23 protein-coding genes are annotated in these 25,938 nt (G+C 66.0%); 8 read left to right on the top strand and 15 right to left on the bottom strand.

The genetic code is table 11. The features are described from left to right. Window positions 1–115: 115 nt before the first annotated feature. Complete coding sequence (locus tag ACHAA3_RS13845) at window positions 116–760, top strand: TetR/AcrR family transcriptional regulator (RefSeq protein ID WP_435709617.1); 645 nt, start codon at window positions 116–118, stop codon at window positions 758–760. A gap of 96 nt (window positions 761–856) precedes the next feature. Further along, window positions 857–2,227, top strand: a complete 1,371-nt coding sequence (locus ACHAA3_RS13840) for an LLM class flavin-dependent oxidoreductase (RefSeq protein WP_435709616.1) — start codon at window positions 857–859, stop codon at window positions 2,225–2,227. A gap of 91 nt (window positions 2,228–2,318) precedes the next feature. Here ACHAA3_RS13840 and ACHAA3_RS13835 read toward each other — a convergent pair whose 3' ends face one another. Genes ACHAA3_RS13835 through ACHAA3_RS13810 form a run of 6 tightly spaced genes read right to left on the bottom strand, consistent with a single transcriptional unit; the run spans window position 2,319 to window position 7,841 of the window. Continuing rightward, entirely contained in the window at window positions 2,319–3,437 is a 1,119-nt protein-coding gene (locus tag ACHAA3_RS13835; RefSeq protein WP_435709615.1) for a class II histone deacetylase, read from the bottom strand. A gap of 18 nt (window positions 3,438–3,455) precedes the next feature. Continuing rightward, the gene (locus ACHAA3_RS13830) at window positions 3,456–3,872 is read right to left on the bottom strand and encodes a nitrile hydratase accessory protein (RefSeq protein ID WP_435709614.1); all 417 of its coding nucleotides are present in this window, start codon (window positions 3,870–3,872) and stop codon (window positions 3,456–3,458) included. Next, window positions 3,869–4,468: a nitrile hydratase subunit alpha gene (gene nthA / locus ACHAA3_RS13825; protein WP_435709613.1), complete on the bottom strand. Its 600-nt coding sequence runs from the start codon at window positions 4,466–4,468 to the stop codon at window positions 3,869–3,871. Before nthA ends, ACHAA3_RS13830 begins: the two co-directional genes overlap by 4 nt. Further along, on the bottom strand, window positions 4,465–5,172 hold the full coding sequence (nthB, locus tag ACHAA3_RS13820) for a nitrile hydratase subunit beta (protein ID WP_435709612.1): 708 nt from the start codon (window positions 5,170–5,172) through the stop codon (window positions 4,465–4,467). Before nthB ends, nthA begins: the two co-directional genes overlap by 4 nt. Beyond that, complete coding sequence (locus ACHAA3_RS13815; RefSeq protein WP_435709611.1) at window positions 5,169–6,710, bottom strand: amidase; 1,542 nt, start codon at window positions 6,708–6,710, stop codon at window positions 5,169–5,171. Before ACHAA3_RS13815 ends, nthB begins: the two co-directional genes overlap by 4 nt. A gap of 9 nt (window positions 6,711–6,719) precedes the next feature. Beyond that, on the bottom strand, window positions 6,720–7,841 hold the full coding sequence (locus ACHAA3_RS13810) for a class II histone deacetylase (protein WP_435709610.1): 1,122 nt from the start codon (window positions 7,839–7,841) through the stop codon (window positions 6,720–6,722). A 428-nt stretch (window positions 7,842–8,269) separates the two neighbouring features. On the opposite strand from ACHAA3_RS13810, the gene ACHAA3_RS13805 reads away from it, so the two are divergent. From ACHAA3_RS13805 to ACHAA3_RS13790, 4 genes are all read left to right on the top strand, one after another. Next, a complete protein-coding gene (locus ACHAA3_RS13805; RefSeq protein ID WP_435709609.1) occupies window positions 8,270–9,415 on the top strand; it encodes a sugar ABC transporter substrate-binding protein in 1,146 nt (381 codons plus the stop codon). Continuing rightward, the gene (locus ACHAA3_RS13800; protein WP_435709608.1) at window positions 9,412–10,959 is read left to right on the top strand and encodes a sugar ABC transporter ATP-binding protein; all 1,548 of its coding nucleotides are present in this window, start codon (window positions 9,412–9,414) and stop codon (window positions 10,957–10,959) included. The genes ACHAA3_RS13805 and ACHAA3_RS13800 overlap by 4 nt, the downstream gene beginning before the upstream one ends. Then, window positions 10,956–11,981, top strand: a complete 1,026-nt coding sequence (locus ACHAA3_RS13795) for an ABC transporter permease (protein ID WP_435709607.1) — start codon at window positions 10,956–10,958, stop codon at window positions 11,979–11,981. Before ACHAA3_RS13800 ends, ACHAA3_RS13795 begins: the two co-directional genes overlap by 4 nt. Window positions 11,982–12,160: 179 nt before the next feature. Further along, window positions 12,161–12,952 (top strand): MOSC domain-containing protein, encoded by a 792-nt coding sequence (locus tag ACHAA3_RS13790; protein WP_435709606.1) that lies wholly within the window; start codon window positions 12,161–12,163, stop codon window positions 12,950–12,952. Window positions 12,953–12,977: 25 nt separating this feature from the next. On the opposite strand, the gene ACHAA3_RS13785 is transcribed toward ACHAA3_RS13790, so the two are convergent. From ACHAA3_RS13785 to ACHAA3_RS13760, 6 genes are all read right to left on the bottom strand, one after another. Further along, a complete protein-coding gene (locus ACHAA3_RS13785; RefSeq protein WP_435709605.1) occupies window positions 12,978–14,519 on the bottom strand; it encodes a class I adenylate-forming enzyme family protein in 1,542 nt (513 codons plus the stop codon). 106 nt (window positions 14,520–14,625) lie between these two features. Further along, complete coding sequence (locus tag ACHAA3_RS13780) at window positions 14,626–15,975, bottom strand: NAD-dependent succinate-semialdehyde dehydrogenase (protein WP_435709604.1); 1,350 nt, start codon at window positions 15,973–15,975, stop codon at window positions 14,626–14,628. Window positions 15,976–16,120: 145 nt separating this feature from the next. Continuing rightward, a complete protein-coding gene (locus ACHAA3_RS13775; RefSeq protein WP_435709603.1) occupies window positions 16,121–17,293 on the bottom strand; it encodes a flavin reductase in 1,173 nt (390 codons plus the stop codon). Window positions 17,294–17,568: 275 nt separating this feature from the next. Beyond that, a complete protein-coding gene (gene ccrA / locus ACHAA3_RS13770) occupies window positions 17,569–18,846 on the bottom strand; it encodes a crotonyl-CoA carboxylase/reductase (protein ID WP_435709602.1) in 1,278 nt (425 codons plus the stop codon). A 162-nt stretch (window positions 18,847–19,008) separates the two neighbouring features. Next, the gene (locus ACHAA3_RS13765; protein WP_435709601.1) at window positions 19,009–20,229 is read right to left on the bottom strand and encodes an MFS transporter; all 1,221 of its coding nucleotides are present in this window, start codon (window positions 20,227–20,229) and stop codon (window positions 19,009–19,011) included. Window positions 20,230–20,273: 44 nt separating this feature from the next. Continuing rightward, window positions 20,274–21,125, bottom strand: a complete 852-nt coding sequence (locus ACHAA3_RS13760) for an enoyl-CoA hydratase/isomerase family protein (RefSeq protein ID WP_435709600.1) — start codon at window positions 21,123–21,125, stop codon at window positions 20,274–20,276. Window positions 21,126–21,363: 238 nt separating this feature from the next. On the opposite strand from ACHAA3_RS13760, the gene ACHAA3_RS13755 reads away from it, so the two are divergent. Continuing rightward, the gene (locus ACHAA3_RS13755; RefSeq protein ID WP_435709599.1) at window positions 21,364–22,614 is read left to right on the top strand and encodes a PucR family transcriptional regulator; all 1,251 of its coding nucleotides are present in this window, start codon (window positions 21,364–21,366) and stop codon (window positions 22,612–22,614) included. An 80-nt stretch (window positions 22,615–22,694) separates the two neighbouring features. Here the strand turns inward: ACHAA3_RS13755 and ACHAA3_RS13750 are convergent, their stop codons facing one another. Beyond that, window positions 22,695–23,912 (bottom strand): acetyl-CoA C-acetyltransferase, encoded by a 1,218-nt coding sequence (locus ACHAA3_RS13750; RefSeq protein ID WP_435709598.1) that lies wholly within the window; start codon window positions 23,910–23,912, stop codon window positions 22,695–22,697. A 207-nt stretch (window positions 23,913–24,119) separates the two neighbouring features. On the opposite strand from ACHAA3_RS13750, the gene ACHAA3_RS13745 reads away from it, so the two are divergent. After that, a complete protein-coding gene (locus ACHAA3_RS13745) occupies window positions 24,120–24,629 on the top strand; it encodes a thioesterase family protein (RefSeq protein ID WP_435709597.1) in 510 nt (169 codons plus the stop codon). Window positions 24,630–24,654: 25 nt separating this feature from the next. Here ACHAA3_RS13745 and ACHAA3_RS13740 read toward each other — a convergent pair whose 3' ends face one another. After that, window positions 24,655–25,284 (bottom strand): TetR/AcrR family transcriptional regulator, encoded by a 630-nt coding sequence (locus tag ACHAA3_RS13740; RefSeq protein ID WP_435709596.1) that lies wholly within the window; start codon window positions 25,282–25,284, stop codon window positions 24,655–24,657. Window positions 25,285–25,437: 153 nt separating this feature from the next. Continuing rightward, window positions 25,438–25,890, bottom strand: coding sequence for a MaoC family dehydratase (locus tag ACHAA3_RS13735; protein WP_435709595.1), 453 nt, complete (start codon window positions 25,888–25,890; stop codon window positions 25,438–25,440). Window positions 25,891–25,938 lie beyond the last annotated feature (48 nt).

Here is a 25,938-nt window from a genome sequence, read left to right as displayed (position 1 = left end):
AGTTTTTGCCAACTCGCGGCGGTCCCGTCGGCTGGGCCCTGACGGCGCGCGGCTCGTCGGTGACGCCTGTCCCTAGACTTCACCTGTCACCCCGACTCTCCAGGAGATGCCGCAGATGCCGTCACACCCTTCGGTCGAGCTCAGCATGCGTGAGCGCAAGAAGCAGAACTCCATGGTGCGACTGAAGACAGCCGCCAAGGAGCTCATGTGGGCCGACGGCTACGAGACCGTCACGACCAAGGCCATCGCGGCGCGCGCCGACATGGGCGAAGCAACCCTGTTCCGATACGTGTCGTCGAAGCTGGATCTGTTCCTGTCGGTGTACGGCGAGGAGTTCGCGCAGGTCGTCGACCAGTGCGTCCAGGCGAATGACGATCGTCGATCCGACGACCATCGCGAATCGGGCGACCACATCGAGCAGATCGTCGACAGCTACGAGCTGCTGGCCTCTCTCTACACGCGATACCCCGAGCTGGCCTTCACGTTCGTCAAGGAGTCGTTCGGTTCCTCCACGGCCGTCGGCCGCACGGGTCTTGAGTACGCCGACCGGTGGTTCGAGCTGCTCGAGTCGATTCTCGAGCACGGCCGCTCGACCAACGCACTTGAGATCGCGGACGTTCCCGCCGTGGTGCAGAACTGCCACGCCATCTACGTTCACGAGGTCCTGCGATCTCACGCGCGCGACCTGCCCACCGACGGCATGCCACAGCGCCTTCGCCACCGGCTCGAGTTGTCACTGACTCACCTGATCCGCTCCTGACGGCTCACCACCCCTTCCCATTGCGAGCCTCTCGTGAAATACTGCGAGTCCACTTCGTTCGAAGTGTTCTATCAGCAGGAATCACCGGGAGATGACATGGCTAAGCGGATCGGGCTCAATGCCTTCAATATGACGGCAGCGGGGCACCAGAGCTCCGGCATGTGGCGCCACCCCGACAGCCAGGCTCATCGCTACAAGGACCTCGACCACTGGCTCGACCTCGCCAAGACGCTCGAGCGCGGCCGATTCGACGCCCTGTTCCTCGCCGATGTGCTGGGGCCTTACGACGTCTACGGCGGTTCGGCCGACACGGCCCTGCTCAACGGCATGCAGATTCCGGCCAACGACCCCTTCCAGTACGTCTCGGGCATGGCGTCGGTCACCTCGAATCTCGGCTTCGCCCTCACCGGCTCGGCCACCTTCGAGCACCCCTACCCGTTCGCCCGGCGCATGAGCACGCTCGATCATCTGACTAAGGGGCGGGTCGGCTGGAACGTCGTCACCTCTTACCTCGCCAGCGCGTCGCGCAACTTCGGCACCCAGCCCTTGGGCCACAATGACCGGTACGAGCTCGCTGAGGAGTTCATGACCGTCGTCTACAAGCTGTGGGAGCAGTCATGGGAGGAGGGTGCCGTCGTGCTCGACAAGGAGCGCGGGATGTTTGTCGACCCCAGCAAGGTGCACCCCATCCACCACAAGGGCCGCTTCTTCGATGTCGACGGCTTCAACATGGCCGAGCCTTCCCCGCAGCGCACGCCGACGATCTTCCAAGCCGGCGCATCGTCGCGCGGACGCCAGTTCGCCGCCGAGCACGGGGAGGGACTGTTCGTCAACGTCCTCAACTCCAACCTCAGCAAGATCATCACCGACGACATCCGCACCCAGGCGGAGGCCGCCGGACGCCAGCGTGACGACGTCAAGATCTTCACGATCCTGACCGCGGTCGTCGCCGACTCCGATGCCGAGGCTGAGCGCAAGTACAAGGAGTACCAGCAGTACGCCTCGCCGGAGGGCGCCATGGCGCTGTTCGGTGGGTTCTCGGGCGTCGACCTGTCCCAGTTCGACCCGAACGAGCCGCTGGAGGAGATGGACACCAATGCCATTCAGACCGTGCTGAACCTGTTCACCAAGCTCGATCCGACCCGCAAGTGGACCCCGGCCGACATCGCCAACCACATGAGCATCGGCGGCATCGAGCCCGTGCTCGTCGGCAGCCCCGAGACCGTCGCCGATGAGATCGAGCGCTGGATCGACGAGGGTGACCTCGACGGCATCAACCTGTCGTACGCGGTGACGCCGCACGACATCGAGTCGTTCGTCGACACCGTCGTGCCCGAGCTGCAGAAGCGTGGCCGCGTCTGGAAGGAGTACGAGGGCAGCACGCTGCGCGAGTACGTCGCCGGCCCCGGCAACACGCGTCTGTCCGCGACCCACCCCGGCTCGAAGGTGGCGCGCGCGACGTCCTGATCGGCAGACGTCGCGCCTCGACGAGGCACCCCGGGCGGTTTCCCCGTCCGGGGCGCCTCGTCGCTGGCGTCCCGACTATCGTCCAGGCCGCCTACCGTCCGGGAATGTCCCCGACCAGCGAACGCGAGTGCTCGATCGCCCGGACCTGGTGGTCCTCCAGGTCCATCCGACCGTACTGCTGTTCGACCGCCGCCAGGTACGGATCGGCCAGTGTCTCCAGTCCGGCGAGGGCAGCCACTGTGAGCAGTCCGCACACCGGCACGTAGTGGATGCTGTAACCGCCCTCCTGGACGAAGACGACCTGGCCCGAACAGATCTCGGCAGCAGCAGCCTTGACAATGTTCGCCATCGTGGCGAATCCGTCGGCGGAGACCATCTGCCGCGCGAGCGGGTCGAAGCCGTTGGCATCGAAGCCGCACGCCACGATCACGAGGCCGGGAGCGAACTGCCGGAGGGCCGGCACGACGACGTCCTCGATCGCCTTGACGTACCCGGCATCTCCCGTGCCCGGGGGCAACGGGACATTCAGATTCGTGTGGATTCCGGCGCCCGATCCGCGCTCGTCGGCCAGCCCGGAGTTCGCCGGGAAGTTGCGATCCTGGTGCACCGAGAGGGTGAGGACGTTCGGATCCTCCCAGAAGATCGCCTGGCTGCCGTTGCCGTGATGGACGTCCCAGTCGACGATGGCGACACGCTCAATGCCGAGGACCTCACGAGCGTGTTGGGTCGCGATCGCCACGTTGTTGAAGACGCAGAATCCCATACCCGTCTCGGCGACGGCGTGGTGACCGCACGGATTGACCAGAGCGAAGCCGTTGTCGACCTTGCCCGACACGACCGCATCGACCATCGCGATGGCACCGCCCGCGGCGAGCGCGGCGATCTCGAATCCGCCCTTGCCGAATGGCGACACGCCGTCGCCTGCATCCCCACCCTTGGGCAGCTCGCTCTCGCGCAGGATCCTGTCCAGGTGGGCCGGCGTGTGAGCCCGGAGGATCTCCTCGTGTGTCGCCGGCCTGGGTGCGATGGTCGTCAGTTGCCGGGCGAGCCCGCTGACGGCGATCAACTCGTGCATACGACGCTTGGTGTCCGGATGCGAGAACTGGTGGCTCACCGGTTGCAGGCCCGCCGCCGGATCGGCCGGCATGAGCGAACCGCTGCCGGTGTCGTACCAACCATAGAGCTCGTCCCACAGATATCCCGTTGCCATGTGTCTTCCTCGTCGGTCTCAGCGGTGCGTCGCCGGGGCGATCGCCACCGGCTCGTAGTGCGCTTCATGGTGATTGCGGTTCGCCGGGGTGGCGAGCACCTCGCTCGTGCGGGCGTCCAGGACCGAGTCGTCGACCAGCTCCCCCGCAGCCAGAACAGACTCGACCGCATTGACCCAGTGCTCGTGGTACGACCAGGACGGGTCGCCCGGCCCGGCCTCGTTCTCCCATTCCTTGATCGACGCGATGAGCGCGCCCTGGAAGTCCGACCATGGAAACCGGCCCGCCTTGTGCGCCGCGACCGCCAGAGCGAACGCGCGTAGCTGCCATGGCTCGTCGAACGCCACGTCGTCGGACGCGAGCGCGAGGCTCTTCATGAGCCCGTCGACCTCGTCGGCCTGCTCGGACGTGTGCGGTCGCGCCGTGGGGCTGGTCACGACACGGCCTCGACGGGGGCGACACCGATCATGGAGTCGCGACTGACCAGCGCCATCAGTTGCTCCTCGGTCCACCCGTCGGTGCCCACGGGTCGCACCGGCAGCACCCAGTAGCGGATCTCCGAACTCGAGTCCCAGACGCGGATCTCGCGGGACTCGTCGACGTCGTACCCGAACTCCTCGGCCAGGACCGTGCGCGGCTCGCGAATCATCCGCGAGCGGTACTGAGGATCCTTGTACCAGTTCGGCGGCGGTCCCAGTACGGGCCACGGGTAGCACGAGCACAGCGTGCAGACGATTGCATGGTGCACGTCCGCGGTGTCCTCGAGCACCACCATGTGCTCGCCCTGGATCCCGCCGATACCGAGCTCGGCGCACGCCGCCGGCGCATCGTCCAGCAACCTGGCCTTGAAGTCCGGATCGACCCATGCCTTCGCGACCACCTTCGCCCCCAGCTGGGGCCCCACCTCGTTCTCGTAGATCTCGGCGTAGTGGTCGACCATCTCGGTGGTCACCAGACCCTGCTCGATCATCATCGACTCGAGGGCCTTGACGCGCGCGGCGATCTCCTCGGACGTGCGGCCTGCCTTGCTCATGCTGATGCTCCCTCGTGGTCGGTGATCGGTTCCATGTACGGCTCCCAGGCGTCGAACGTCGAGGACGTGCGCGCCTCGGCGTGGCCCTCTCCCCAGAGCTCTCGGCCGTCGAAACGCACCGTGTACAGGTGTTGGGGGTCCTCCCCCAACTCGTTTCCGGACTGGTCGGGATAGACGAACGATCCCCGGTAGGCGACGATCGTGCCGACCTTGCCGCGGACGTACCTGGCCAGCCGGGTGTGTCCCTTCGGGGCGAAGCTGTTGAGGCGCACGTCGTCGCCGACCTCGAAGCCCCGTGGTGCATCGGTCGACCGGTCTGCCGGCGACCCGCCGGCCACGACCGCGTCGACGAACTCGATGAGCGAGGGCAACGGCTCATGGGCGGGCAGGGGCTTGTCCGGGTCGTCCAGGTACTCCTGCGTGCGGCGATCGAGCTCGTCGGGATCGATGTGACCCTTCAGGACACCGTGGTATTCGAAGGTTGAGAGCCAGTGCTCGTAGTACGAGGACGTCAGGTAGTGCACGGGATCCATCAGCTCGATGCCGTGGCGAAACGAATCGATGGTGAACCATCCGCCAGCAAAGCAACCGAGCTGCAGTCCGAACGCGACCCGCTCCCACTCGGTGTGGAAAGGGGGCTCAGCAGGTGTGTGATCGACGGCCCCGAATCCGTCGGTTCCACCCAGGTCGAATACGCCGTTCATGCGGTCTCCTCTCTCATCGGGGGCCGATGATGGGCCCCGAGTTCTTCCTCGAAGGCTTGAGCCACCCTCAGCACGGTCTCATCGTCGAACTGCTTGCCCACGATCATCATGCCCACCGGCAATCCGTCGAGCAGTCCGACGGGGACCGAGCACGCCGGGTGGCCTGTGATGTTGAACGCCGAGGTGTTGATCAGCGGCGCCGTACCCAGCGACAGGATCTCAACGATCGACGCGTCCCGCCCCGGCAGCGCACTCGCCGTCGTCGGAACCGTGGGCATGACCAAGACATCGAAACGGGCCAGTGCCTCGTCATAGGCGCCTGCGAGCGTCCGCTCGAGGTTGCGGGCCATCGCGTAGTGACGGCCGAATCCGGTGCCCCGGGCATACCGGCCGGCGAGCATCGTCATCTTGACCGACTCGGGGAAGGCGTCAGGCGAACGGCGCCACTGCTGCCCGTAGAAGGTGATGAGGTCGTCGTCGTAGCGACCTTTCCAGCTCGATCCGAAGGCGTTGCCGTCGACCAGCTGCGCGACGCCGCCCTCGTAGGCGAGGACCGCGAACAGTGCTGGCGCCTTGAGGTGCCACGGGATCGAGACCTCCTCGACCTCGAGCCCCGCCGAAGTCAACCGCCGCGCCGCGGCACGAACTGCCTCGTCGACTGCCGGATCGGAGTCCGGATGGCCGAAACCCTCGGCGACGATGCCCACACGCAGGCCGCGACTGCCGCGCGCCAGCTCGGCCTCGTAGTCGATCTGCTCCCAGGTGCCGGGCTGACGTGGGTCGAGGCCATCCGGCCCGCCGATCACCGTCAGCATGCGGGCCGCCTCCGACACGGTGCGTGCGGTCGGTCCCAAGTGATCGACCGACTGCTCGACGGGCATCGCGCCGGTGTAGGGCACCAGCCCCCAGGTCGGCTTGTGTCCCACGAGCCCGAGCCACGCCGCGGGAACGCGGATCGAACCGCCTTGGTCGCCGGAGATGGCCATGTCCGCCACCCCCGTCGCCACCAGCACGCCGCTGCCGCTTGAGGATCCACCGGCCGACCTCCTCGGGTCCCATGGATTGCGCACGGGGCCGGGCTTGCTGGTGTGCGAAGAGCCTGACATGCACAGGTCCTCGCACACCGCCTTGCCGGTGATGACGGCACCCGCCCCGAGGAGACGTGACACGACCGTGGCGTCCTGCGACGGCGTGAAACCCTCGAGCGTGCGGGACCCGTTCATCATCGGGACGCCCGCGACGCTTGTGTTGTCCTTGATCACGATTCGTGTCCCGGCCAGAGGACCCTCAGTCTGCTCCTGGATCTCGGTGCGGACGTACCAGGCACCCCAAGGATTGTCGTCGGGTGCAGGGCTGCTCCAGGCACGATCGGGCACTTCGGGCGCCAGCTCTGCGTGGGCCTGCTCGACCACATCCCAGGCCTCCAACGCCGCGTGCGAGAAGGCCAGGTACTGCTCCAGATCGGCCGGTGCGATCGTCAGTCCGTAGCTCGTGGCGGCGGCTTCGAGATCGGACCTGTCAGGACGCTTGATCGGCACGGGGGCTCCTCAGGACCGGCTGGGAACGCGTTCGAGGTTCTCGACCGCGGCATCGACCGCTGCCTTCTGGTGCGGAAGCAGTCCGTGACCGAGGTCCATCCCGTTGTACATCTGGAAGGGGTCCTCGACGCCGGTAGGGATCTCGGAGAGCTCCTCGAGGACCGCGAGACCGTAGAACGGCACCGTCCAGCGCGAGTAGCCACCTTCGTGCAGGAACAGGATCTTGCCGCCGCACAGCTCATCGGCTAGGGCCATGAGCTTGCGCGTCAGGCGCCGGTAGTCCTCCGAGGTCAGCATCATGCGCCCCATGGGGTCCATGTGGCCGGCGTCGAATCCGCAGGGGACGATGATGATGTCCGGTGCGAAAGAGCGGATGGCCGGGATCACGACCCGGTCGAAGACGTCGTCATACGCCTCGGTGCCGCAGCCGGGCGGCAGGGGGACGTTCAGGTTGGTGCCCTCGGCACCTTTTGCGCCGATCTGGTCGACGAAGCCGTCGTCCTGCGGGTACAGCCGGTCCTGGTGCACCGAGATGGTCAGTGCCCGGGGCTCGTCGTACAGGGCGGCCTGGGTGCCGTTGCCGTGGTGTACGTCCCAGTCGACGAGGACCGCGCGCTCGACGCCGCACTCCTCGAACAGGTGCCGGGTCGCGATCGCGGCATTGGACAGGATGCAGAATCCCTTGGACTCGTTCGGCTCGGCGTGGTGCCCGGCAGGACGTAGCAGCGCGTAGGCATTGTCGACATCGCCGTTGATCACGGCCTCGGCCGCGGCGATGGCTCCCCCGGCGGCCAGCGCCGCGATCGTGAATGCGCCGCGCGGCACCGGTGCCGAATCGCCGGCCTCGCCGCCCATCGGCAGCTCGGAGAGGCGCTTCACCTCCTCGACGAACGTCGCAGGGTGGACGCGCTGGAGCTCGTCATCGGTCGCCGGGCGCGCTGGGATCGTGGTCAGCTGGTCGAGCAGGCCGCTGACGTCGACCAGGTTGCGGAATCGGCGGACGACCTCGAGGTCGTACACGTGTCGATCGGGTTGGATCGAGAATCCGTCCGGGTGGAACATCCCGGCGTCCTGTCCCAGGTCGAACCACGCGAACTTCTCGTGCCACACAAATCCGGTACGTCTCGTCATGGTGATCGGGCTTCCTCTCGGTGGGGTGATTGCCGCTGGTCGTGACCTGAGTCACGAGATGTCGCCATGATTTCGCGCGCCACATGTCGCTGGTACAGAGATCCTCCAGACATGTACGCCCCCAGTTCGTGATTACTGCAAAAGGGCCTTCATCCGCCCCCATCCTGTTACCGCAAGATTGCGGCCGAATGACGGCCGGCTGTGTGTCGGGACTTTCCCAAATCAACCGCTCAAAGTCCTCGCCTTTCCCAACGACGCCCGCCTCGGACGTGGCGAAACTCACTGCATCCCCCAAACGAGTCGAGCGACTCACGTGAAGGAGAACGACCATGGCAACAGACTTCGGCCGCGAGGGCGGCCGTCTCCGTCGGAACGCGAGAAGGTCATCGCCCCGACGACGCACCGGGCTCGCGCTCATCGTTGCAAGCATGACCGTGCTGGCGGCGTGCGGAGGCTCTGCCGATTCCGGCGGCGGATCCGGAACGACGTCCGCCGCTGTCGTTGACGACGCCAAGGCCGCTGTCGCGAAGAACCGCGAGGGCACCGACCGCGCGCTGCCGTCAAGTGCGCCCAAGCCCGAAGCCGGCAAGAACATCTGGGTGATCTCGTGCACCGAGGCCGCTGAGGGCTGCTCCGCCCCGGCTGCGGGCGCCAAGGAAGCGGCCGATCTCATCGGCTGGGACCTGACGGTCTTCGACGGCAAGGCCCGTCCCGACATCTACGCCAACGGCATCCGTTCTGCTATCGCCGACAATGCCGATGGCATCATCCTCGATGTCGTGGACTGTGTCGCCGCCAAGAGCGCCATCGAGGAGGCCAAGAAGGCCGGCATCAAGATCTTCGCGTTCTACGCCTTTGACTGCAACGACCCGCTGCTGAAGGATCCGGGCGAGCCGCTGTTCGACGCTGAGCTCCGTTACGGCGGCGACATGACCTACCCCGAGTACGTCGAGAAGGTCCAGTCGCGTCAGGCCGCCGACTACATCGTCGCCCAGACCGAAGGGAAGGCGAAGGTCATCATGTTCGACGACCAGGATCTCCTGGTGGGCATGCACGTCAACAAGGGCATCACCGACGGCCTCAAGGACTGCGCCGGCTGCGAGATCGTCAAGCAGGTGCCGTTCAACATCGACGACCTGCTCACCGGCAAGCTGGGTGGTAAGGGAGAAGCCGCACTGACCCAGGCACCCCAGGCTAACGTGCTCGTCGCCCCCTACGACTCGTCACTGACCGGAGGCATCGCCCAGTCCGTCGTCACCTCCGGCCGCGTCGACGACATCCTCGTCACCGGCAACGAGGGCCTCAGTCCGAACATCGACCTGATCCGCGACAACAAGGGCCAGGACTACAGCACCGGCAACCCGGCGCGATGGGTCGGCTGGGCTGCTGTCGACAGCATGAACCGGCTGCTGCAGGGCGAGCCGCAGGTCGACCAGGGCATCGGGCACCAGACGATCGACGGGAAGGGACCCTTCCCCAAGGAGACGACCTTCTACGACGGCAACATCAACACCGACGGCACGCCGAAGCAGGACTACGTCGCCAACTTCAAGAAGATCTGGGACGTCTCTTGACCGAGATCACCGGTGGTGCGCAGGACGTCGTCCTGCGCACCACCGGGCTCAGCAAGACCTTCGCGGGAATCACCGTCCTCACAGATGCCCACCTGGAGGTCAGACGCGGTGAGATCCACGCCCTCCTGGGAGGCAACGGGTCCGGCAAGTCGACCCTGATCAAGGTTCTCGCAGGCGTCTACGGCGCTGATCCCGGTGGGCGCATTGACGTCCAGGACGTGTCCGCACGCGCCGACGAGTGGTCACCTCACGTGGCCCGGAGTGCTGGTCTGCATTTCGTCCACCAGGACCCAGCGGTGTTCGCGCCACTGACGGTTGCAGAGAATCTCGCCATCGGACGGGGCTTCATCCAGTCCGCCGGGGGTCGGATCGACTGGCCAGCCAATCGGCGTCGCGCGGCGCAGGTGCTCGAGCGCTTCTCACTCGATGTCTCACCCAAGGCTCTCGTGGCCAGTCTGCGTCCGGCAGATCGCACAATGTTGTCCATCGCGCGCGCATTGCAGGATCAGGAAGGCGCGCACGACGGGGTGCTGGTGCTCGATGAGCCGACGGCATCCTTGCCAGCCGGTGAGGTCGACATCCTGCTCGATGCGCTGCGCACGTACGCTGCCGCCGGTCAGACCATCGTCTACGTCAGCCATCGGCTGCCGGAGGTCCTCCAGCTGGCCGACCGCGTCACGGTGCTGCGGGACGGCCACCAGGTGGCGACACGTCAGGTTGCGGGTCTGGACGAACGAACACTGGTCGAGCTGATCTCCGGCCGTGACTTGGAGCGAGTCTTCCCGGAGCGGCCCGAGACGGTGTCCGACGAGGTGGTCCTGTCGGTGCGCGGGTTGATCGCCGGGCCACTGCAGGGGGTCGACTTCGACCTGCACCGCGGCGAGGTGCTCGGCGTCGCCGGCCTGCTCGGCTCGGGACGGACGACCCTGCTCCGTTCACTCTTCGGGGACAGGAGCCCCGAAGCGGGCCAGATCACGCTGGAGGGAGCGACCTTCTCGCCGCGAAAGCCCGCATCGGCCATCAAGGCCGGCATTGCGATGGTCCCCGAGGACCGCGGTGCCGAGGGTCTGTTCGGGTCGATGTCGGTGCGAGAGAACATGTCTGCCGCCGTCGTCTCCCGGTACTGGTCCCGAGGTCGTCTCCAGCACTCCCGCGAACGGGGCGAGGCCCGCGAGTTGGTGGATGCGTTCGGGGTACGCCCGGCCAGCGACGACCCCGTCGCCGGCACCTTGTCGGGCGGCAATCAGCAGAAGGTCGTCATGGCTCGATGGCTGCGTCGCGAGCCCGTGGTGCTTCTGCTCGACGAACCAACTCAGGGGGTCGACGTCAAGGCTCGCTCCGAGATCTACGAGCACATCCGCCGTGCTGTGGCCCAAGGAACTTCGGTGCTCCTCGTCACGTCGGACTTCGATGAGCTGGCCCACCTGTCCGACCGCGTCGTGGTTCTTCGCAAAGGCCGCGTGACCGCCGAGGCGCGAGGGTCCGACCTCGACCCGCAACGACTGACCGAATTGTCCTACCTATCCGAGGAGACCCCCGCATGAGCGTGGCGACCAACACCAAGCCCGATCACGAGACGACTTCGACCTCGTCGAACCGACGTCGCCCCGACCTGGCTGTCCTGGCCGAGAAGTACGCTCTCGTCGCGATGTTCGTCGTGCTGTGCATCGTGTTCTCGACCCTGGCCTCGACAGCAGAGACCTTTCCCACTTCGGCCAATATCAAGAACGTGCTTGGCAGCGAGTCCGTCATCGCGATCGCCGCGCTGGCCTTGATCCTGCCCCTCACCTGCGGGCAGTTTGACCTATCGGTGGGTGCCATCATCGGCCTGTCCTCGATCGTGAGCGCCAGTGCCGTCGCCACCCACGGCCTGCCCGTCATCGTCGCAGCTCTTCTGGGCATTCTCGCGGGATCGATCGTCGGAGCGTTCAACGGGTGGCTCGTCGCCTACCGCGGCGTCAACACCCTCATCGCGACACTGGGAACGTCGACGCTCCTGGCTGGGCTCATCAGCCTGTACACCGACAATCAGATCATCAGTACGGGTATCCCCGAGAGCCTGACGAACCTGGGATCAGGCGACCTCCTCGGTGTTCCTCGTCCGGTGTACGCAGTCATCGTCGTGTCGCTCGTCGTGTATTACCTGCTGCGGCACACCCCCTACGGGCGATACCTGTCCTCAGTCGGTGCCAGCCAGGCATCGGCGCGACTCGTTGGACTGGACGTGCGGCGCATGATCTCGTCCAGCTTCGTGCTGTCAGGTGCGCTGTCCGGTGTGGCGGGCGTCCTTCTGCTGGCCCGCGCCGGCACGGCCAACCCCCAGGTTGGCCCGGGCTTCACCCTGGCTGCGCTGTCGGCCGCCTTCCTGGGCGCCACCGCGATCCGTCCGGGAACCTTCAACGTGCCCGGCACGCTGCTCGGAGTCCTGTTCGTCGCGATCAGTGTCAACGGCCTGGTGCTGGCCGGAGCAGCCGACTGGGTTGAGTCGACCTTCAACGGGGCCGCTCTGCTCATCGCGGTGACGGTGGCAGCCGCGATATCGCGGCGACGGTCCGGCCAGACCTGAGTCAAGACCCTCTGGTCAGGGAACACGCCGGGATCTCAGCGCCATAGCGCGTTGAGATCCCGGCGCGTTCCCGTTCACGGCACCTGGTCACGGATCATCGATCCGAGCCTCTCCGCATTTTCAGTCCGATCTTCTGCTCCCAGACCCATGAGGAGGCACCGACCATATCGCTCGGCGCGGTGAGAACACTTCGGCGTCATCCCGTGAAGTCGATGCTCGGCGAGGAGCTCACACGCGTCGACGTCACGACCAGCGGGTTCCCGGGCGATCGCGAGTTCGCCCTCATCGACGAGGAGACCGGTCTGGTCGTCTCGGTCGAGCGACCGCACCTCTGGCGCGAAATGCTGCAGCTGGGAGCGACGACCGTCGACCAAACGGTCCAGATCACTCTCCCTGACCGAACGACCATCACGACCGCGGACCCCGCGGTCGACGACTTCTTGTCCCGGGCGATGGGCCGCCGAGTCCACCTGTCCGACGTCCGCCCTGAGGGTGCCGGGCTGGCGCGTCTCTCAACTGAGGGCGTCATCGACAACGGCGACGAGGCCGACCTTCCGTTTCACATACTCCAGATGGGCCAGGGCACGCCGGGAACCTCTTTCGTCGACTACGCGCCCGTGCATCTCGTCACGACGAGCACCCTTGATGACATGGGCGAGCAGATGGTGCGCTACCGGCCCAACATCGTGGTCGCGACTACGTCCGGCTCACCCTTTGAGGAGAACGACTGGGTCGGACGCGAGATCACGCTGGGCGGGGTTCGCCTGCGAGGCATCGCGCCCACGCCGCGCTGCGCCGTGCCCACGCTGGCGCACGGTGGTCTGCCGCATCGCACGGCCGCCGTCCGAACTCTGATCGATGACAACCCGGTGGACCTACCCGGCTTCGGCTCGGTGCCCTGTCTCGGTCGCTACGCAGAGGTGGTGGTCGAAGCCCTCGTCGACCTTGGGGACGAAGTGCACCTGCACTGAACCCGGCCGCTTCGGTGCGGCGCCGTCAGCTCCCCGCGACGACGCGGCGACGGATCAGGTGCCCGGACGCCACGACGTCGTTGGGGCTGAGCTCACGCTTGAGAATCTTGCCGGTGGCGCCCTTCGGCAGCCCCTCGCTGATCTGGTAGACCCGCGGGATCTTGTAGGCAGACAGACGATCCTCCAACCAGGTCCGCAGGTCGGCGAGCTCGACGGAATGTCCGGGCTTGAAGACCACGACGACCCCGACCTCCTCGCCCAGCCGTTCGTCCGGTATGCCGATCACCGCGCACTCGAGCACGGCCGGGTGCCCGTAGATCGCATCCTCGACCTCGGAGGGATACACGTTGTAACCGCCTCTGATGATCAGCTCCTTGAGGCGACCGACGATCCACAGGTCTCCGTCAGCGTCCATGCGCCCCAGGTCGCCGGTCAAGAACCAACGCCCGCGACGAACAGCAACATTGGCGTCGGGACGATTCCAGTACTCGCGCATGACTCCCCGGCCATCGATCCCCACCTCGCCGACCTCACCGGGTGCCACGGGGGTGCCGTCCGATCCGAGGATCGCCACGGTCGTCCCGGGCACGGCCCGACCGACGCTTCCCTCCTTCATCTCGTGCTCCATCGACCCGCAGGTCGCTGACCCGGTGGTCTCGGTCAGCCCGTAGCCATCGATGATGTGCGCGCCGAACCGCTCGTGATAGGCCAGCTTGACCGCCACCGGCAGTGGAGCTCCGCCCGACAGGCAGTACGTCAGCTCGGCCAGGTCGGCATTGGTCAAGGTGGTCTTGGCATGCAACATCTCGTTCCACATCGTCGGGACGCCGGCGACCCGGGTCAGACGATGCTCGGCTGCCATCTCCAGCAGCGCGACCGCGTCGAACGTGCGCAGCAACGACAGCGGTACCCCCACATGGAAGGCGACGCCCATCACCGGCACCTGCCCGTAGACGTGAAACAGGGGCAACGCCGTCCCGACCCGGTCGTCGGGGCCCGCCCCCTGGATCGTCGACAGCGCCTCGGCCGAGTCCAGCAGGTTGCCGTGAGTCAGGACAGCACCCTTGGGCTTGCCCGTGGTCCCTGATGTATAGAGCAGGGCTGCAGCCTCATCCGCCCCGAGCTCGACGTACGCCGTCGGTGTCTGACCATCCTGGCCAGCGTTACGGCTCAGCGCTCCGGTCTCAAGGACCCATGCCGGGCGTCCGGACTTCGCAGCGGCAGCCACGAGTGCTTCAGCGCAGTCATCGAAACCGATTGCCAGGACGCAGTCGGCGTCGGCGAGGTAGTACTCGATCTCAGGCACGGTGCTGAGCGTGTTGGCGGTCACGGCCGTCGCGCCCACGGCGAGGATGCCGTGGTAGGCGAAGACGAACTCGGCGCAGGTCGGCACCACCATCAGCACCTTGTCACCGTGGCCGACCCCACGTACGCGCAACTCCTCGGCAGCATGCTCGATGTTCGTGCGCAGCTGCCCGAAGGTCCAGGACTCTGTGCCCTCGCGAAGGGCTACCCGGTCCGGGTCAGTTCCGGCGTGCTTCCAGATGTTCTGCACTGCATTGGTCATGGATGTCCTCAGGTGGGTCGTGGTGGTTCAGGTGGGCGCGAGCAACGGGCGATGCATCGTCGGCCCCGGACCCGGGGTGCGGCAGCACGTCCCACCCGGGGGCAGATCAGCGGACGGTCCGAATCATTTTCTTGTTGACGAACTCCTCGATGCCCAGCGGTCCGAGCTCACGTCCGTAACCCGATCGTTTGATGCCACCGAAGGGCAGCTCGGCGCCGGTCGCGAACACGCCGTTGATGATGACCATGCCGGCGTCGATCTGCTCGGCCACGCGACGAGCCTGATCGGGGTCGGTGGTGAAGATGTACGACCCCAGTCCATACGGCGTGTCGTTGGCCACGTCGACCGCCTCCTCTTCGGTGGCGACCCTGAAGATCATGGCCACGGGACCGAACAGCTCCTCCTGCGAGGCATCCGACCCCGCGGCGATACCCGTCAGCACGCTGGTGGGGTACCACGCACCATCGCGCTTGCTCGAGGCGGCGAGATGCGCGCCCTGCGCGACCGCCGCGTTCACCTGCGCCTCGAGACGCTCGGCAGCAGCCTGCGACGAGAGGGGCGCGGCTGGAGCACCGACCATGCGTGCGGTGAACTTCTCCACGAACTCGTCGTGAATGTCTGCGTGGACGATGATGCGTTTGCCCGCGTTGCACGCCTGTCCCGCATTGCCCGCGACGCGCGCCTGGGCTGCGTCCTCGACGACGGCATCCATGTCATCGGTGCTGAGGATGATCACCGGATCCGATCCGCCAAGCTCGAGCACCACCTTCTTGAGGTGTCGTCCTGCGATCTCCGCCACCGCGGAACCCGCACGCTCCGATCCGGTCAGGGAGACGCCCTGCACCCGCCGGTCGGCGATGATCGTTTCCACCTGCTCGTTCGTCGCATAGACGTTGACGTAGGCGCCGTCGGGGAAGCCGGCGTCCTTGAACATGGTCTGCAGGAAGGCTGCGGATTCCGGGCACTGGGGAGCATGCTTGAGCAGGACCGTGTTGCCGGCGGCCAGGTGGGGAGCGGCAAAGCGAGCGACCTGATAGGCCGGGAAGTTCCACGGCATGATGCCCAGCAGGACGCCCAGGGGTTCGCGGCGCAGCAGCGCCGAACCGTCGCCTCCCAGCAGCGGCAGCTCCTGGTCGGCGAGGAGGGCCACGGCGTGGTCGGCGTAGTAGGCGAAGATCGAGGCGCAGATGTCAATCTCGAACAGGGCGCTTCCGAGTGGTTTGCCCATCTCCCTGGAGATGATCGCTGCGAGCTCGTCACGGCGCTCGGTGTGCAGCGCCGACATCGTGCGCAGCAGCGCGACCCGCTCCTCGACGGAGCCGTGACGGCCCCAGGAGCGAAAGGTCTCGTGCGCCGATCCGATGGCCCTCACGATCTCCTCGTCGGTGTGAGTCATGTACTCCGACATCAGCTCGCCGTTGCTGGGGTCGACTACCGCGTACTGGGTTGTTCTCATGATTTTCGGTGCTCCCAAGGTCTCGCCGCTTTCGGCGGGTGGTGGTGGATCCGAGAACCATGATCGACCTCGAGGTGAGACCGGCAACACAGCACCGACCCAAAGATCGCCACCGTTGTTCTCGGTTTACGCAAGTGACGAATGGTCAGCCATCGACCATCGCCTGAGTGGCCGCGGCTGCCGTCGCGCACAGTGCTTCGGCCCGCACGCACACCTCGTCAGACGTCACTCGCTCCCATCTGCCCCACATCGTCAGCATGTATGCGACTTGACCTGTGACGTCGAACACCGGCGCGCTCAGTGAACGCAGCTCGACGTCGTCGGGTTCCTCGAGCTGGTTGTAGCCGTCGAGCGCCTCGAAGAATGCCTCCTTCATGGACGAGGTCGGCACCTCAGGGTCTCCTGCGTTGATCCGTGTGGCGACCAGCTCGAGGTGAGCGCCGACCTTGTGCCCGAGCGCCACGGCGTAACCGCGGTCGCGCACGAGGTCAGGCACCTCGCGCAACACGCCCATCTGTTCGTCCGTCAGGACATCGGCAACCGAGCCGACCCACGTCTCGCGCAGGGTGGAGTCCCCCCACGCCGCGAAGCAGCTGCCGATCGGGGGCATGAAAGGCAGACGCTGGCCTACTCGCGTCGGTGCAACTGCGATGTCGGTCCGACCGGCCGAGGCCGCCAGCACCATCTCGTCCTTGACCAGAACGATCGCCGTGACCTCGGTGTCGAACCGGTTGGCCAGCTCCTCCATGTGCGGACGGGCCAGGTCGATCTCGCCCAGGTGTCCGAGCAGGTCGGTGTCTCCAGAGGCGAGTGACAGTGGAGTGAAGGATCCGTAGCCACCTCGGAAGAACAGCAGCGGCTGGTCGGGTGATCCGTGGTCAAGAGCAAGGACCCGGCCAACGACGATGTCGTGGTCGCCGCCGGAGTGGATCTGCTCGGTGAGGCAGTCGATCCAGACCACCGCACCAGCGATCACGGGGTTGCCAGCCGGCGACCTGCGCAGGTCGAAGCCGGCAAATTTGTCGGTCTTGCGCATCGCGACGGCGCGGCAGAGATCTTCCTGCTCAGCGGCCAGCACGTTGATGCAGAAGGTGTCGCCACTCTCGCGGAGTGCTCGCCACGACGATGAGGTCTTGGCTGGGAGGAAGGCCACCAACGGTGGGTTCAGGGACACGGCGGTGAAGGATCCGACGGTCATCCCGATCGGCTCCCCCGCCGAGTCGTTCGCCGTCACCACGACGACACCCGTCGGGTACTGTCCGAGCACCTCGCGAAAGTGCGCCGGGTCAATCTGCGGCTGCGGCACGTCTAAGGTCATGATGTCCTCCTCGTGGCACCCGATTGGTGTGAGTGCACTTTGTTTGAGAGTATGCTCTCACGAAGTTGTCCTTCCGTCACTCCCCCGGCCGACTGTTCTGCAAGCGAGTCGGAATGGAAGCTCCTTCGACGCCGCGGCGACGGTGGGACGAGGATGACCGCCCGCACACGGTCGCCGCCTCCGACTCCCCCAAGGCCGCTTCGCCACTCGCGCTACGCGCCGAGCGACGCGGGGATCCCCGCGTCGCTCGTCCACTCCTGATGCCAGATCCGGCGCTACCTGCGTCCCGCGTCGGGCGTATCCGCGCCGACCAGGTGCACGGTGTTGCCGAACACCTCTTCGCCGCGACCCATCTCGGCGTGCGATCGCGGAACCTCCGCGAACCCGAGAACACGACCCAACGCCGGATCGATCTTCTCGGCACGGACGAGTTCGTTGTACGCGTACGCCTGGGCGTCGTTGGTGCCGTGCGAGCCCTGCAGACGCTTCTGGCGCGTCCAGTGGTATCGCAGGTCGACCATGGCGTCGAAGCCGGTGGTGCCGGCGCAGATCACGACCATGCCGCCGGGCTGGCACAGGAAGATCGACGTCGGAATCGTCGCTGCACCCGGGTGCTCGAAAACGATCGCAGGCTCCTCGCGGCCACCGGCGATCTCCCAGAAGTCCTTGCCGAACCGGCGCGCACCGGCGGTCCAGGTCTTCTGGCCCTCCTTGTCATCAACCAGGGGCGGGATGCCCCAATGGTCGTACTTGCGGCGGTCGAGGTATCCGATCGCGCCATGCTTCATGGCGAACTCGCCGCGGTCGTCTCCCGAGACCACGGAGATCGCGCGGCCACCGGCCGCACGGACCAGCTGGCTGGCCTGGGTCCCGAGCCCGCCGGATCCTCCCCACACGAGGACCAGGGCACCGTCCTGGACCGTGTTTCCCTCCCAGCCCATCAGCATCCGGTACGCCGTCGTGCCGACCAGGGTGGGCGCTGCAGCCTCAGCCCAGGACAGGTGATCTGCTTTCGGCATCAGCTGGTGAGCCTGGACGCGCGCGAACTGGCCGAAGGAGCCGTAGTTGGTGTCGTATCCCCAGATCTTTGCACTGGGAGCGATCATCTGGTCCTTGCCGGAGGCGATCCACGGGTCGTCGTCGTCCCAGACACCCGGATGCACGACGACCTCGTCCCCCACTGTCCACTCGTCGACACCCTCACCGACGGCATAGACGATGCCCGACGCATCCGATCCCCCGATGTGGAAGTTCTCGGGCTCGCCCCGCTTCTGACGGGTGGCCACCTGGTCCACCGGGTATCCCCGGGCAGCCCAGACGTTGTTGTAGTTGACGCCCGCTGCCATGACAGCGATCAGCACCTCGCCCGGACCGATGCGCGGCGTCTGGACGATTTCGGGGACGAAGGCCGAGCCCGGGTCGCCGTAGCGGTCCTGTCGAACTACCTGAGCCGACATCCGCTCCGGGACCACCCCCACCGGGGGAAGCATCCCGATGTCCACCGCCGATGTTCCCGGCGTACTTGCTGATGTGCGTTGGACGTCCGCAACCATGTTGAACCTCTCTCGTCTGCGCCGCCCGAAGGCGGATCATGAACAGTGACCGCCTGAGTCTCCCGGCCGCCGCGAGGTCCGTGCGACGGGAAGGACGAGAAAATTCCTCGGCCCTGTATCGGAATCCCTCACCGCCAACGGCGGCGCCCACGCGGCCATTGCTCAGGCGCGGGAGGATCGTCCGCGATCGGCAGCCAGCATCGCCACGGCGCCCACGACCGGACCGATGGCCAGGATCATGAGAGCGAAGCGCCACGAGAAGTGCTCGACCAGCTGTGGGACGACAGCCAGCGTCACCATTGTCGTGATGTAGCCGAGGGCCAGTTGCAGAGAGATCGCTCCGCCGACGTAGTCGGGATCAGCACTCTCAGCGACCATGGCTGAGAACTGCGCGGAGTCGGCGATGACCCAAAATCCCCAGAAGGCGCAGATCCCGATGGTGATGCTCACCGGCGCGACCGTGTAGATCCCGGCCAGAAGCAGAGCCGCACCACCCGAACACACGAGGCTGATCAGCGCAGCGCGCGGCCTTCCCCATCGATCACCGATCACGCCGCCGAGCAGGCATCCGGCCGCGCCCGCACCGATGCAGATGAAGGCGAGCAACGCCCCCAAGCTCTCGGCATCGGATCGGGAGGCGATCGCTGGCAGCGCCACGATGAACGCGCCGACACCGGCCCACATGGCGTACAGCTCCCACATGTGCCCGATGTAGCCGACGTTGGCCAGGGCCACGTCGCGATTACGGATCGAGTTCAGCCCGCCGCCGAGGCTAAAAGGCCGGCGCGGGAAAGGGAAGGGGCCCGAGCCTCGGATGAGGAGGACGACGAGACCACCAGCGATGGCCAGCACGCTGGTGGCCGAGATCACCAGGCGCCAGTCCGCACCACCAGTGGCGCTCACCAGGTGCGGCAGAGCCGAGCCCAGCGTGAGGGCGCCGATCATGACACCCAGTGCCTTGCCACGTCCGTGCAGGAACCAGGTCGAGACCTCCTTGACAGCCGGCGGGTAGACGGCCGCGAGAAACACTCCGGTTACGACCCTCAGTGGCAGAGCCGAAGCGAGCCCATCACACAGCAGGAGACCCACGTTGCACAGGCCAGCCCCGACTCCACCGACGCACATCAATGTCCTGCTGGACACCGCGTCACCGATACCAGTGACCGTGGAGAGCAGTGCCCCGACTACGAACCCGAGCTGAACAGCAATCGTGAGCGTAGAGGTCCCACCCGCGCCCAGATCCCACTCGACCTTGAGCTGCGGTACGACGAACGTCGCAGAGAACCAGGCGCTCATCGACAGCAAGGTGCTCAGTGCGATCAGTGCCACTGCCGTGACGGGCCGACTGATCGCCTGCGACTGCACGTTAGCGCGCATCAGCATACGAACCCGCGTCCGTGGGCTCTCTTCGATCGTTGCCACATCAGTCAGCTGTTGACGCTCATCGCCGAAACAGACGAGCGAACCTCGTTGAGCCGATGCTGCAGAGACTCAGGAGCATCGGGGTAGACCGCCGGCCTCTTGTCCAGGAACGACGAGACGCCTTCCGCACCGTCGGGCAGGTCGCGCACGACGCCGGCCAACTTCGACTCGAGGGCGAAGCCGGCATGGAGCCCGTCGCTCATCGTCATCCTCAAGCCCGTCTTGATCGCACGAATCACCGATGGGGAGACCTCGCTGATCTGACGGGCGAGCCGAACAGCCTCATCGACGGTGTCCTCGGGCCGACACACCGCAGACACGAACTGGCACGCGAGTGCCTCCTGGGCATCAATGGGTTGGGCGGTGGACAGCATCTTGAACGCCACGGGGTAGGTCACGACACCGAGCAACCGGCTCAGCTGGCCCCCGACGGGAACCAGACCGATTTTGGCTCCGACCGCGCAGAAACGAGCGTTGCTGCCGGCCACTCGCAGGTCGCAGTTGAGGGCGAGGATGAATCCGGCCGCGTATGCGTTTCCGTTGACGGCCGCAATGACTGGGGTTCCGAGCTCAGGCGGGGTCGTGAAGGCAGCGTTGGCCAGGGGATCGCCCGCGGTCTCGGGATCGTCCAGGACCTCGGCAAGGTCGTGGCCGGAGGAGAACGAGGTGGTTCCGGCTCCCGTCACCACAATGCATCTCACCGTCGGGTCGGCGTCGGCCTTGTGCAGCAGGTCGAGGAGTCGTGCCGTCATCCCGTTGGTGAAGGCGTTGCGCTTCGCAGCATGGTCGATCGTCAGGATCCGGACCGGTCCGTCGTCTCGCGACAGAATGGCTGCAACGGATACGGGTGCGTTCACGGTCATGCTGGGCCAAGAACTCTCAGGTTGGTCATAGCCCTCGTGGGCCCTGGCGCGCGATGACCCGCCGAACGCACCCGGCGCCAAGGCGTCACGAGATGGTTTCGACGCGGTAACATCACATGGCGATACTGACGTCCGTCGGTGGGTGAAATCGCGTCGAAGTTCGAAGACTTTCTCCGCGAACTTCGCGGTTTTCCCGAAGCCGAATCGACCTACTGGATGGAACGGAGCGGCGATGACCGAAGCACCCCGGGTGGGCCTCCCGGCAGCAACCCAGGTGACCGCTGACGGTCGACGGCTCGTCGAACGGCTACTTCAACGCCGACACGATCTGGCCAAGGTCATCGTCACCGACGTCAAGCACGAGGTCGTCGACTACGCAAGCCTCGGCACGCTCACCATGTCCGGCGATGTGCTCGAGACCGCGCTCCTGACGGTGACCGACCTGCTGGAGAGCCTCCTGGCCGAGGACCCGGGGGCGTCTCGGCACTTCGAGAACATCCAGCGCAGCGGGTCTCGACGCGTCCACCAGAACGTCAGCCTGACGTCGCTGCTGCAGAGTTACCGAATCTGGGGAGCGCGGATCTGGCAGGCGGTGCTGGACGAGGCTGGCGACGACCCGATCATGCGAGACGCAGCACTGGGCCTGGTGAGCCGGATCTTCGCATACGTCGACATGGTCTCGATCACCCTCGCGCAGGTCTACGCCGAGGAGTCCGCCGGCGCCTACCGTGGGCGTGACGTGCTCCGGAGCGACCTTCTCGAGAGCCTGCTGCTGGGCCAGATCCTTTCCGATCGCGCGCGCATGGAGATCGCTCGTCTGAATCTCGCGTCCGACAGCAAGATTGCAGTCGTCGTGATCAAGTCCTCCGAGGTCCTCCCCGATCGGGTGCGAGCGGAGTCCCTCAGCATCCTGAGAGCCTGCCGGAAGAACGTGACGGCGCAGGCCCGCGTGCTGTTCGGTGTCCGTGACGGAGACGTCATCTGCCTCGTCCGCATCAGCAACGCAGCGGAGCTGCAGAGTCTCGCTGCCGCCGCCCAGCGCGTCGCGGAGCAGGGCCCCAGCTGGAGGGTCTCCGTCGGGCGCCCCCACGGCGGACTGACTGGGATCGAGCGATCGTTCCGCGAGGCACAGGAAGCGGCGGACGTCGCGTCGTCACTGCGGCCCCGCAGTGGAGCGATCCTCTTCTCCGAGGTCATCCTCGATCGGATCCTCGTGCGCAGCGACTACGCCGAGGATCTTCTGGACGAAGCACTCGGGCCACTGTTGACCTACGACCGGGAGCACAGAGCAGACCTGCTCTTGACGTTGCAGTCCTACGTGGCCAACGACATGAACATGACGAAGACCGCAAAGGACCTGACCGTCAATCCCAACACCGTGGCGTACCGGATCAAGCGCATCGGTCAGCTGACGGGCCAGGACCCCACGACCTCCAACGGCATCGTCAATCTGGCTGTTGCCTTGAGGTTGATGAACAACTGAGACCGTCCAACACACGATCAGCAGGACCCGGGCCTGAGCCACAGAGTCCTGCTGATCGAGTCAGACGTGGCCTGGTGCGATCAGGACAGACGCTCCAGCACCATGGCCATGCCCTGGCCGCCGCCGACGCACATGGTCTCCAGACCGTACTGCTTGTCGTGCCACTGCAGCGAGTTGAGCAACGTGGCCGTGATGCGCGCGCCCGTCATGCCGAAGGGGTGGCCGACGGCGATCGCGCCGCCGTTGATGTTGAGCTTGTCCTCGTCGATCTTGAGCTCACGGGCCGACGCGATGACCTGCGCCGCGAACGCCTCGTTGATCTCGACAAAGTCCATGTCGTCGATTGTCATCCCGGCCCGGGCGAGGGCCAGACGGGAGGCATCAACAGGCCCCAAGCCCATGATCTCCGGCGACAGGCCCGACACGCCTGTGCTGACGATGCGCGCAAGCGGCGTCAGGCCAAGATCCTTGGCCTTGGTGTCAGACATGACGACCACGGCGGCCGCGCCGTCGTTGAGCGAACAGCAATTGCCAGCGGTGACCGATCCATCAGGCCGGAACACTGGACGGAGCCCGGCGAGCGTCTCGGTCGTCACGCCGCGTCGCGGCCCATCATCGGCGCTGACGACCGTGCCATCGGCCAGGGTGACCGGAGTGATCTCCCGGGCCCAGAAGCCCGAGTCGATGGCGGCCACCGCCCGATTCTGACTCCTAGCGGCAAAAGCGTCCTGGTCCTCGCGCGAGACGTTCTTGAACTGCGCCACATTCTCCGCCGTCAGACCCATGGACATGTAGACGTCTGGCGTCAGGCCCAGGTCACGGGGCTCGCTCCAGGTGGGGCCCCCGGCCGCCTGCGCTGCCGTCCGACCCTGCGCCTCGGCGAACACCGGATTCTCTGAGCCTGCCGGCCCGTCGGCCCAGCCCTCCTGGTAACGACTGATCGTCTCGACTCCACCGGCGATGTAGACATCCCCCTCTCCGGCCTTGATGGCGTGCAGCGCCATGCGCATCGTCTGGACACTGGCCGCGCAGTACCGATTGACCGTTACTCCGGCCAGGTGGTCGAGTCCTCCGAGGACCGCCACGGTGCGGCCGATGTTGAAGCCTGCCTCCCCTGAGGGCTGCCCGACACCGAGCATGAGGTCCTCGATGTCTGTCGGATCCAGCTCGGGGACCTGGCCCAGGGCGGCCTGCACCATCTGCGTGGCCAGATCGTCAGGACGCACATCTTTCAGCGATCCCTTGTGGGCGCGGCCGATGGGCGAGCGAGCGAGCGAGACGATGACTGCTTCGGACATGACTTCTCCTGCGGATAGGTTAGCGAGCGCTTAGTTAGTTACTGTCCACCGTGTTGGTCCATTGGTCAACCCCCGCCGGTGACCGCTCAGCCGACACGATCCAGAAATATGTGAGAGTGAACTTTCAAACGGAGTACACTTGTATTAGTGAGGTCTCCGGACCAGCCGAAGCCATCTCCTGCCCCAACCACAGATTGGTGGTGTCCCGTGCGCACATCCATCGCACCTGCCTATGACAAGGCCACGGCCGTACTGCTCGCGACCCAACTGACGGTCGACAACACGCACGTGGACGGCAATTCCCACGTGAACGTCCGCCACATCTACGGCCACGGCGTCGCCGGGGCCGAGGTGCTCTCGGAGCACGCGGGGATCGACGACGACTACCGCGCCCGGCGTTCGATGGGGACCTTTGCCGCCGAGCACCACATCCGGTACATGGCCGAGATTCACCAAGGCGCCCTCATCGGCTCACGCCCTCTGTGGATCGGTCGGTCCGAGCGATCCGCTCACATGCTCGTGTTCATCACCAACGAGACGATGCGCAACGTGTCGGCAGTTCTCGAGCTGCTGATCGTCAACATGGACCTATCCACTCGCAAGCCGCTACCCTTCCCAGCTCCGGTCGCGACGAAGATCGATCGCGGCATCGCTGCGACGTCCTCCCTCTCCCTGGAGCTACCGCTCAGCGGGGCCATCGGGGTCCGCCGCACCTAGAACCGGGCCGGACGCGCGTGCACTCTCAGCCGCGGTCCGCCACCGACGCACCGCCCTCATCCCGGGCCCGAACCACCCGCAGAGCGACGTCAGCATATTCCCGTCCCAGCTGCTGCGGGGTCAGCCGATGGGCCTCGTGGTACCAGCGAGCCACGTCGATGCCGCTCGACAAAATGACGGAGGCTGCGATGCGCGGATCCGGGATCTCGAACACGCCGTGAGACATCCCCTCAGCGACGAGCTCGATCATCTCCAGATCGATCAGACGCCGCAAGGCCAGGATCTCCTTACGGTGATCCGGCGCGAGAGCGGCGAGCTCGAAATTCACGATGCGCGCGCGCGTGTGGTTCTCGGCGTGATCCACGACGAAGTCCTCGACCACGGTCGCCAGCTGCTGACGAAGGTCGCTCGACGAAGCCCGACCCCGCCTCATCGAGTCGAGAGTCATCTGGTGACCCGAACGGGAGATCTGGTGCAGTAGGTCTTCCTTCGACTTGTGGTGCACGTACAGCGCAGCCGAGCTCGTTCCCGCTGCGTTGGTGATGTCTCTCGTGGATGTTCCATAGAATCCGCGCTCGGCAAAGGCCAAGGTGGCCGACTCCAGCAGCTTGGTCTGAGTCAGCTCGGTCCGCGAAGGAAGGTCAGGCGTCGACACGTCTTGTCCTCTCTTCAATCCTCGTTGGGCGGCGATCACCCTCCACACCGGAGCAATATCTCAGTCTAGATCGACGACCGGCGATCCTCGCCCGCTTCGCACCTCGGCCGATCGAGCGTGCGACCACAAGTCCTGGCCTCGCGGCCCCTCCGGTTACGTTACAAACAGCGAGAGCGTGTCGACGATGCACACAGGCCTGCCGCCCACGTCACGCTCCACTACGATTCGCGTTGTCACCCGATGACCCTGGTCGGTCGCGCTGACCGACAGGATTTCGGCGCCACCGCGGATCGTGGACCCGACCGGAAGTGGCGCCGGGAACCGAAGGTTGTCGCTTCCGTAGTTGACACCGATCTGGATGCCCTTGACGTCGTAGATCTCCCAGACGAACTTTGGCACCAAGGACAGCGTGAGATACCCGTGGGCGATCGTGGTGCCGAAGGGGCCCTCGGGCGCCTTCTCCGGATCGACATGAATCCATTGCTGGTCCCCCGTGGCGCGGGCGAACAGATCGATCTGGGCCTGGGTGACCGTGTGCCACTGCGAGTACCCCAGATGGGCCCCCGCAGCCTGCGTCAGATCCTCGATGCTCTCGAAGGTCCTCATTCAGATCGCAATTCGATCGAGCGTGTCATGGCCATCTCCTCATCGCAT

It is taken from the genome of Aeromicrobium sp. CF3.5, from assembly GCF_051262695.1.
Classification (GTDB): domain Bacteria; phylum Actinomycetota; class Actinomycetes; order Propionibacteriales; family Nocardioidaceae; genus Aeromicrobium.
This window is presented reverse-complemented; position numbering and strand designations above follow the sequence as displayed.

Coding starts and splice junctions, on each gene's coding strand:
- ACHAA3_RS13845 (WP_435709617.1), top strand. CDS start 116: ATGCCGTCACACCCTTCGGTCGAGCTCAGCATGCGTGAGCGCAAGAAG.
- ACHAA3_RS13840 (WP_435709616.1), top strand. CDS start 857: ATGGCTAAGCGGATCGGGCTCAATGCCTTCAATATGACGGCAGCGGGG.
- ACHAA3_RS13835 (WP_435709615.1), bottom strand. CDS start 3,437: ATGGCAACGGGATATCTGTGGGACGAGCTCTATGGTTGGTACGACACC.
- nthA (WP_435709613.1), bottom strand. CDS start 4,468: ATGAGCAAGGCAGGCCGCACGTCCGAGGAGATCGCCGCGCGCGTCAAG.
- nthB (WP_435709612.1), bottom strand. CDS start 5,172: ATGAACGGCGTATTCGACCTGGGTGGAACCGACGGATTCGGGGCCGTC.
- ACHAA3_RS13810 (WP_435709610.1), bottom strand. CDS start 7,841: ATGACGAGACGTACCGGATTTGTGTGGCACGAGAAGTTCGCGTGGTTC.
- ACHAA3_RS13805 (WP_435709609.1), top strand. CDS start 8,270: ATGACCGTGCTGGCGGCGTGCGGAGGCTCTGCCGATTCCGGCGGCGGA.
- ACHAA3_RS13795 (WP_435709607.1), top strand. CDS start 10,956: ATGAGCGTGGCGACCAACACCAAGCCCGATCACGAGACGACTTCGACC.
- ACHAA3_RS13785 (WP_435709605.1), bottom strand. CDS start 14,519: ATGACCAATGCAGTGCAGAACATCTGGAAGCACGCCGGAACTGACCCG.
- ACHAA3_RS13780 (WP_435709604.1), bottom strand. CDS start 15,975: ATGAGAACAACCCAGTACGCGGTAGTCGACCCCAGCAACGGCGAGCTG.
- ACHAA3_RS13775 (WP_435709603.1), bottom strand. CDS start 17,293: ATGACCTTAGACGTGCCGCAGCCGCAGATTGACCCGGCGCACTTTCGC.
- ccrA (WP_435709602.1), bottom strand. CDS start 18,846: ATGGTTGCGGACGTCCAACGCACATCAGCAAGTACGCCGGGAACATCG.
- ACHAA3_RS13765 (WP_435709601.1), bottom strand. CDS start 20,229: ATGCTGATGCGCGCTAACGTGCAGTCGCAGGCGATCAGTCGGCCCGTC.
- ACHAA3_RS13755 (WP_435709599.1), top strand. CDS start 21,364: ATGACCGAAGCACCCCGGGTGGGCCTCCCGGCAGCAACCCAGGTGACC.
- ACHAA3_RS13750 (WP_435709598.1), bottom strand. CDS start 23,912: ATGTCCGAAGCAGTCATCGTCTCGCTCGCTCGCTCGCCCATCGGCCGC.
- ACHAA3_RS13735 (WP_435709595.1), bottom strand. CDS start 25,890: ATGAGGACCTTCGAGAGCATCGAGGATCTGACGCAGGCTGCGGGGGCC.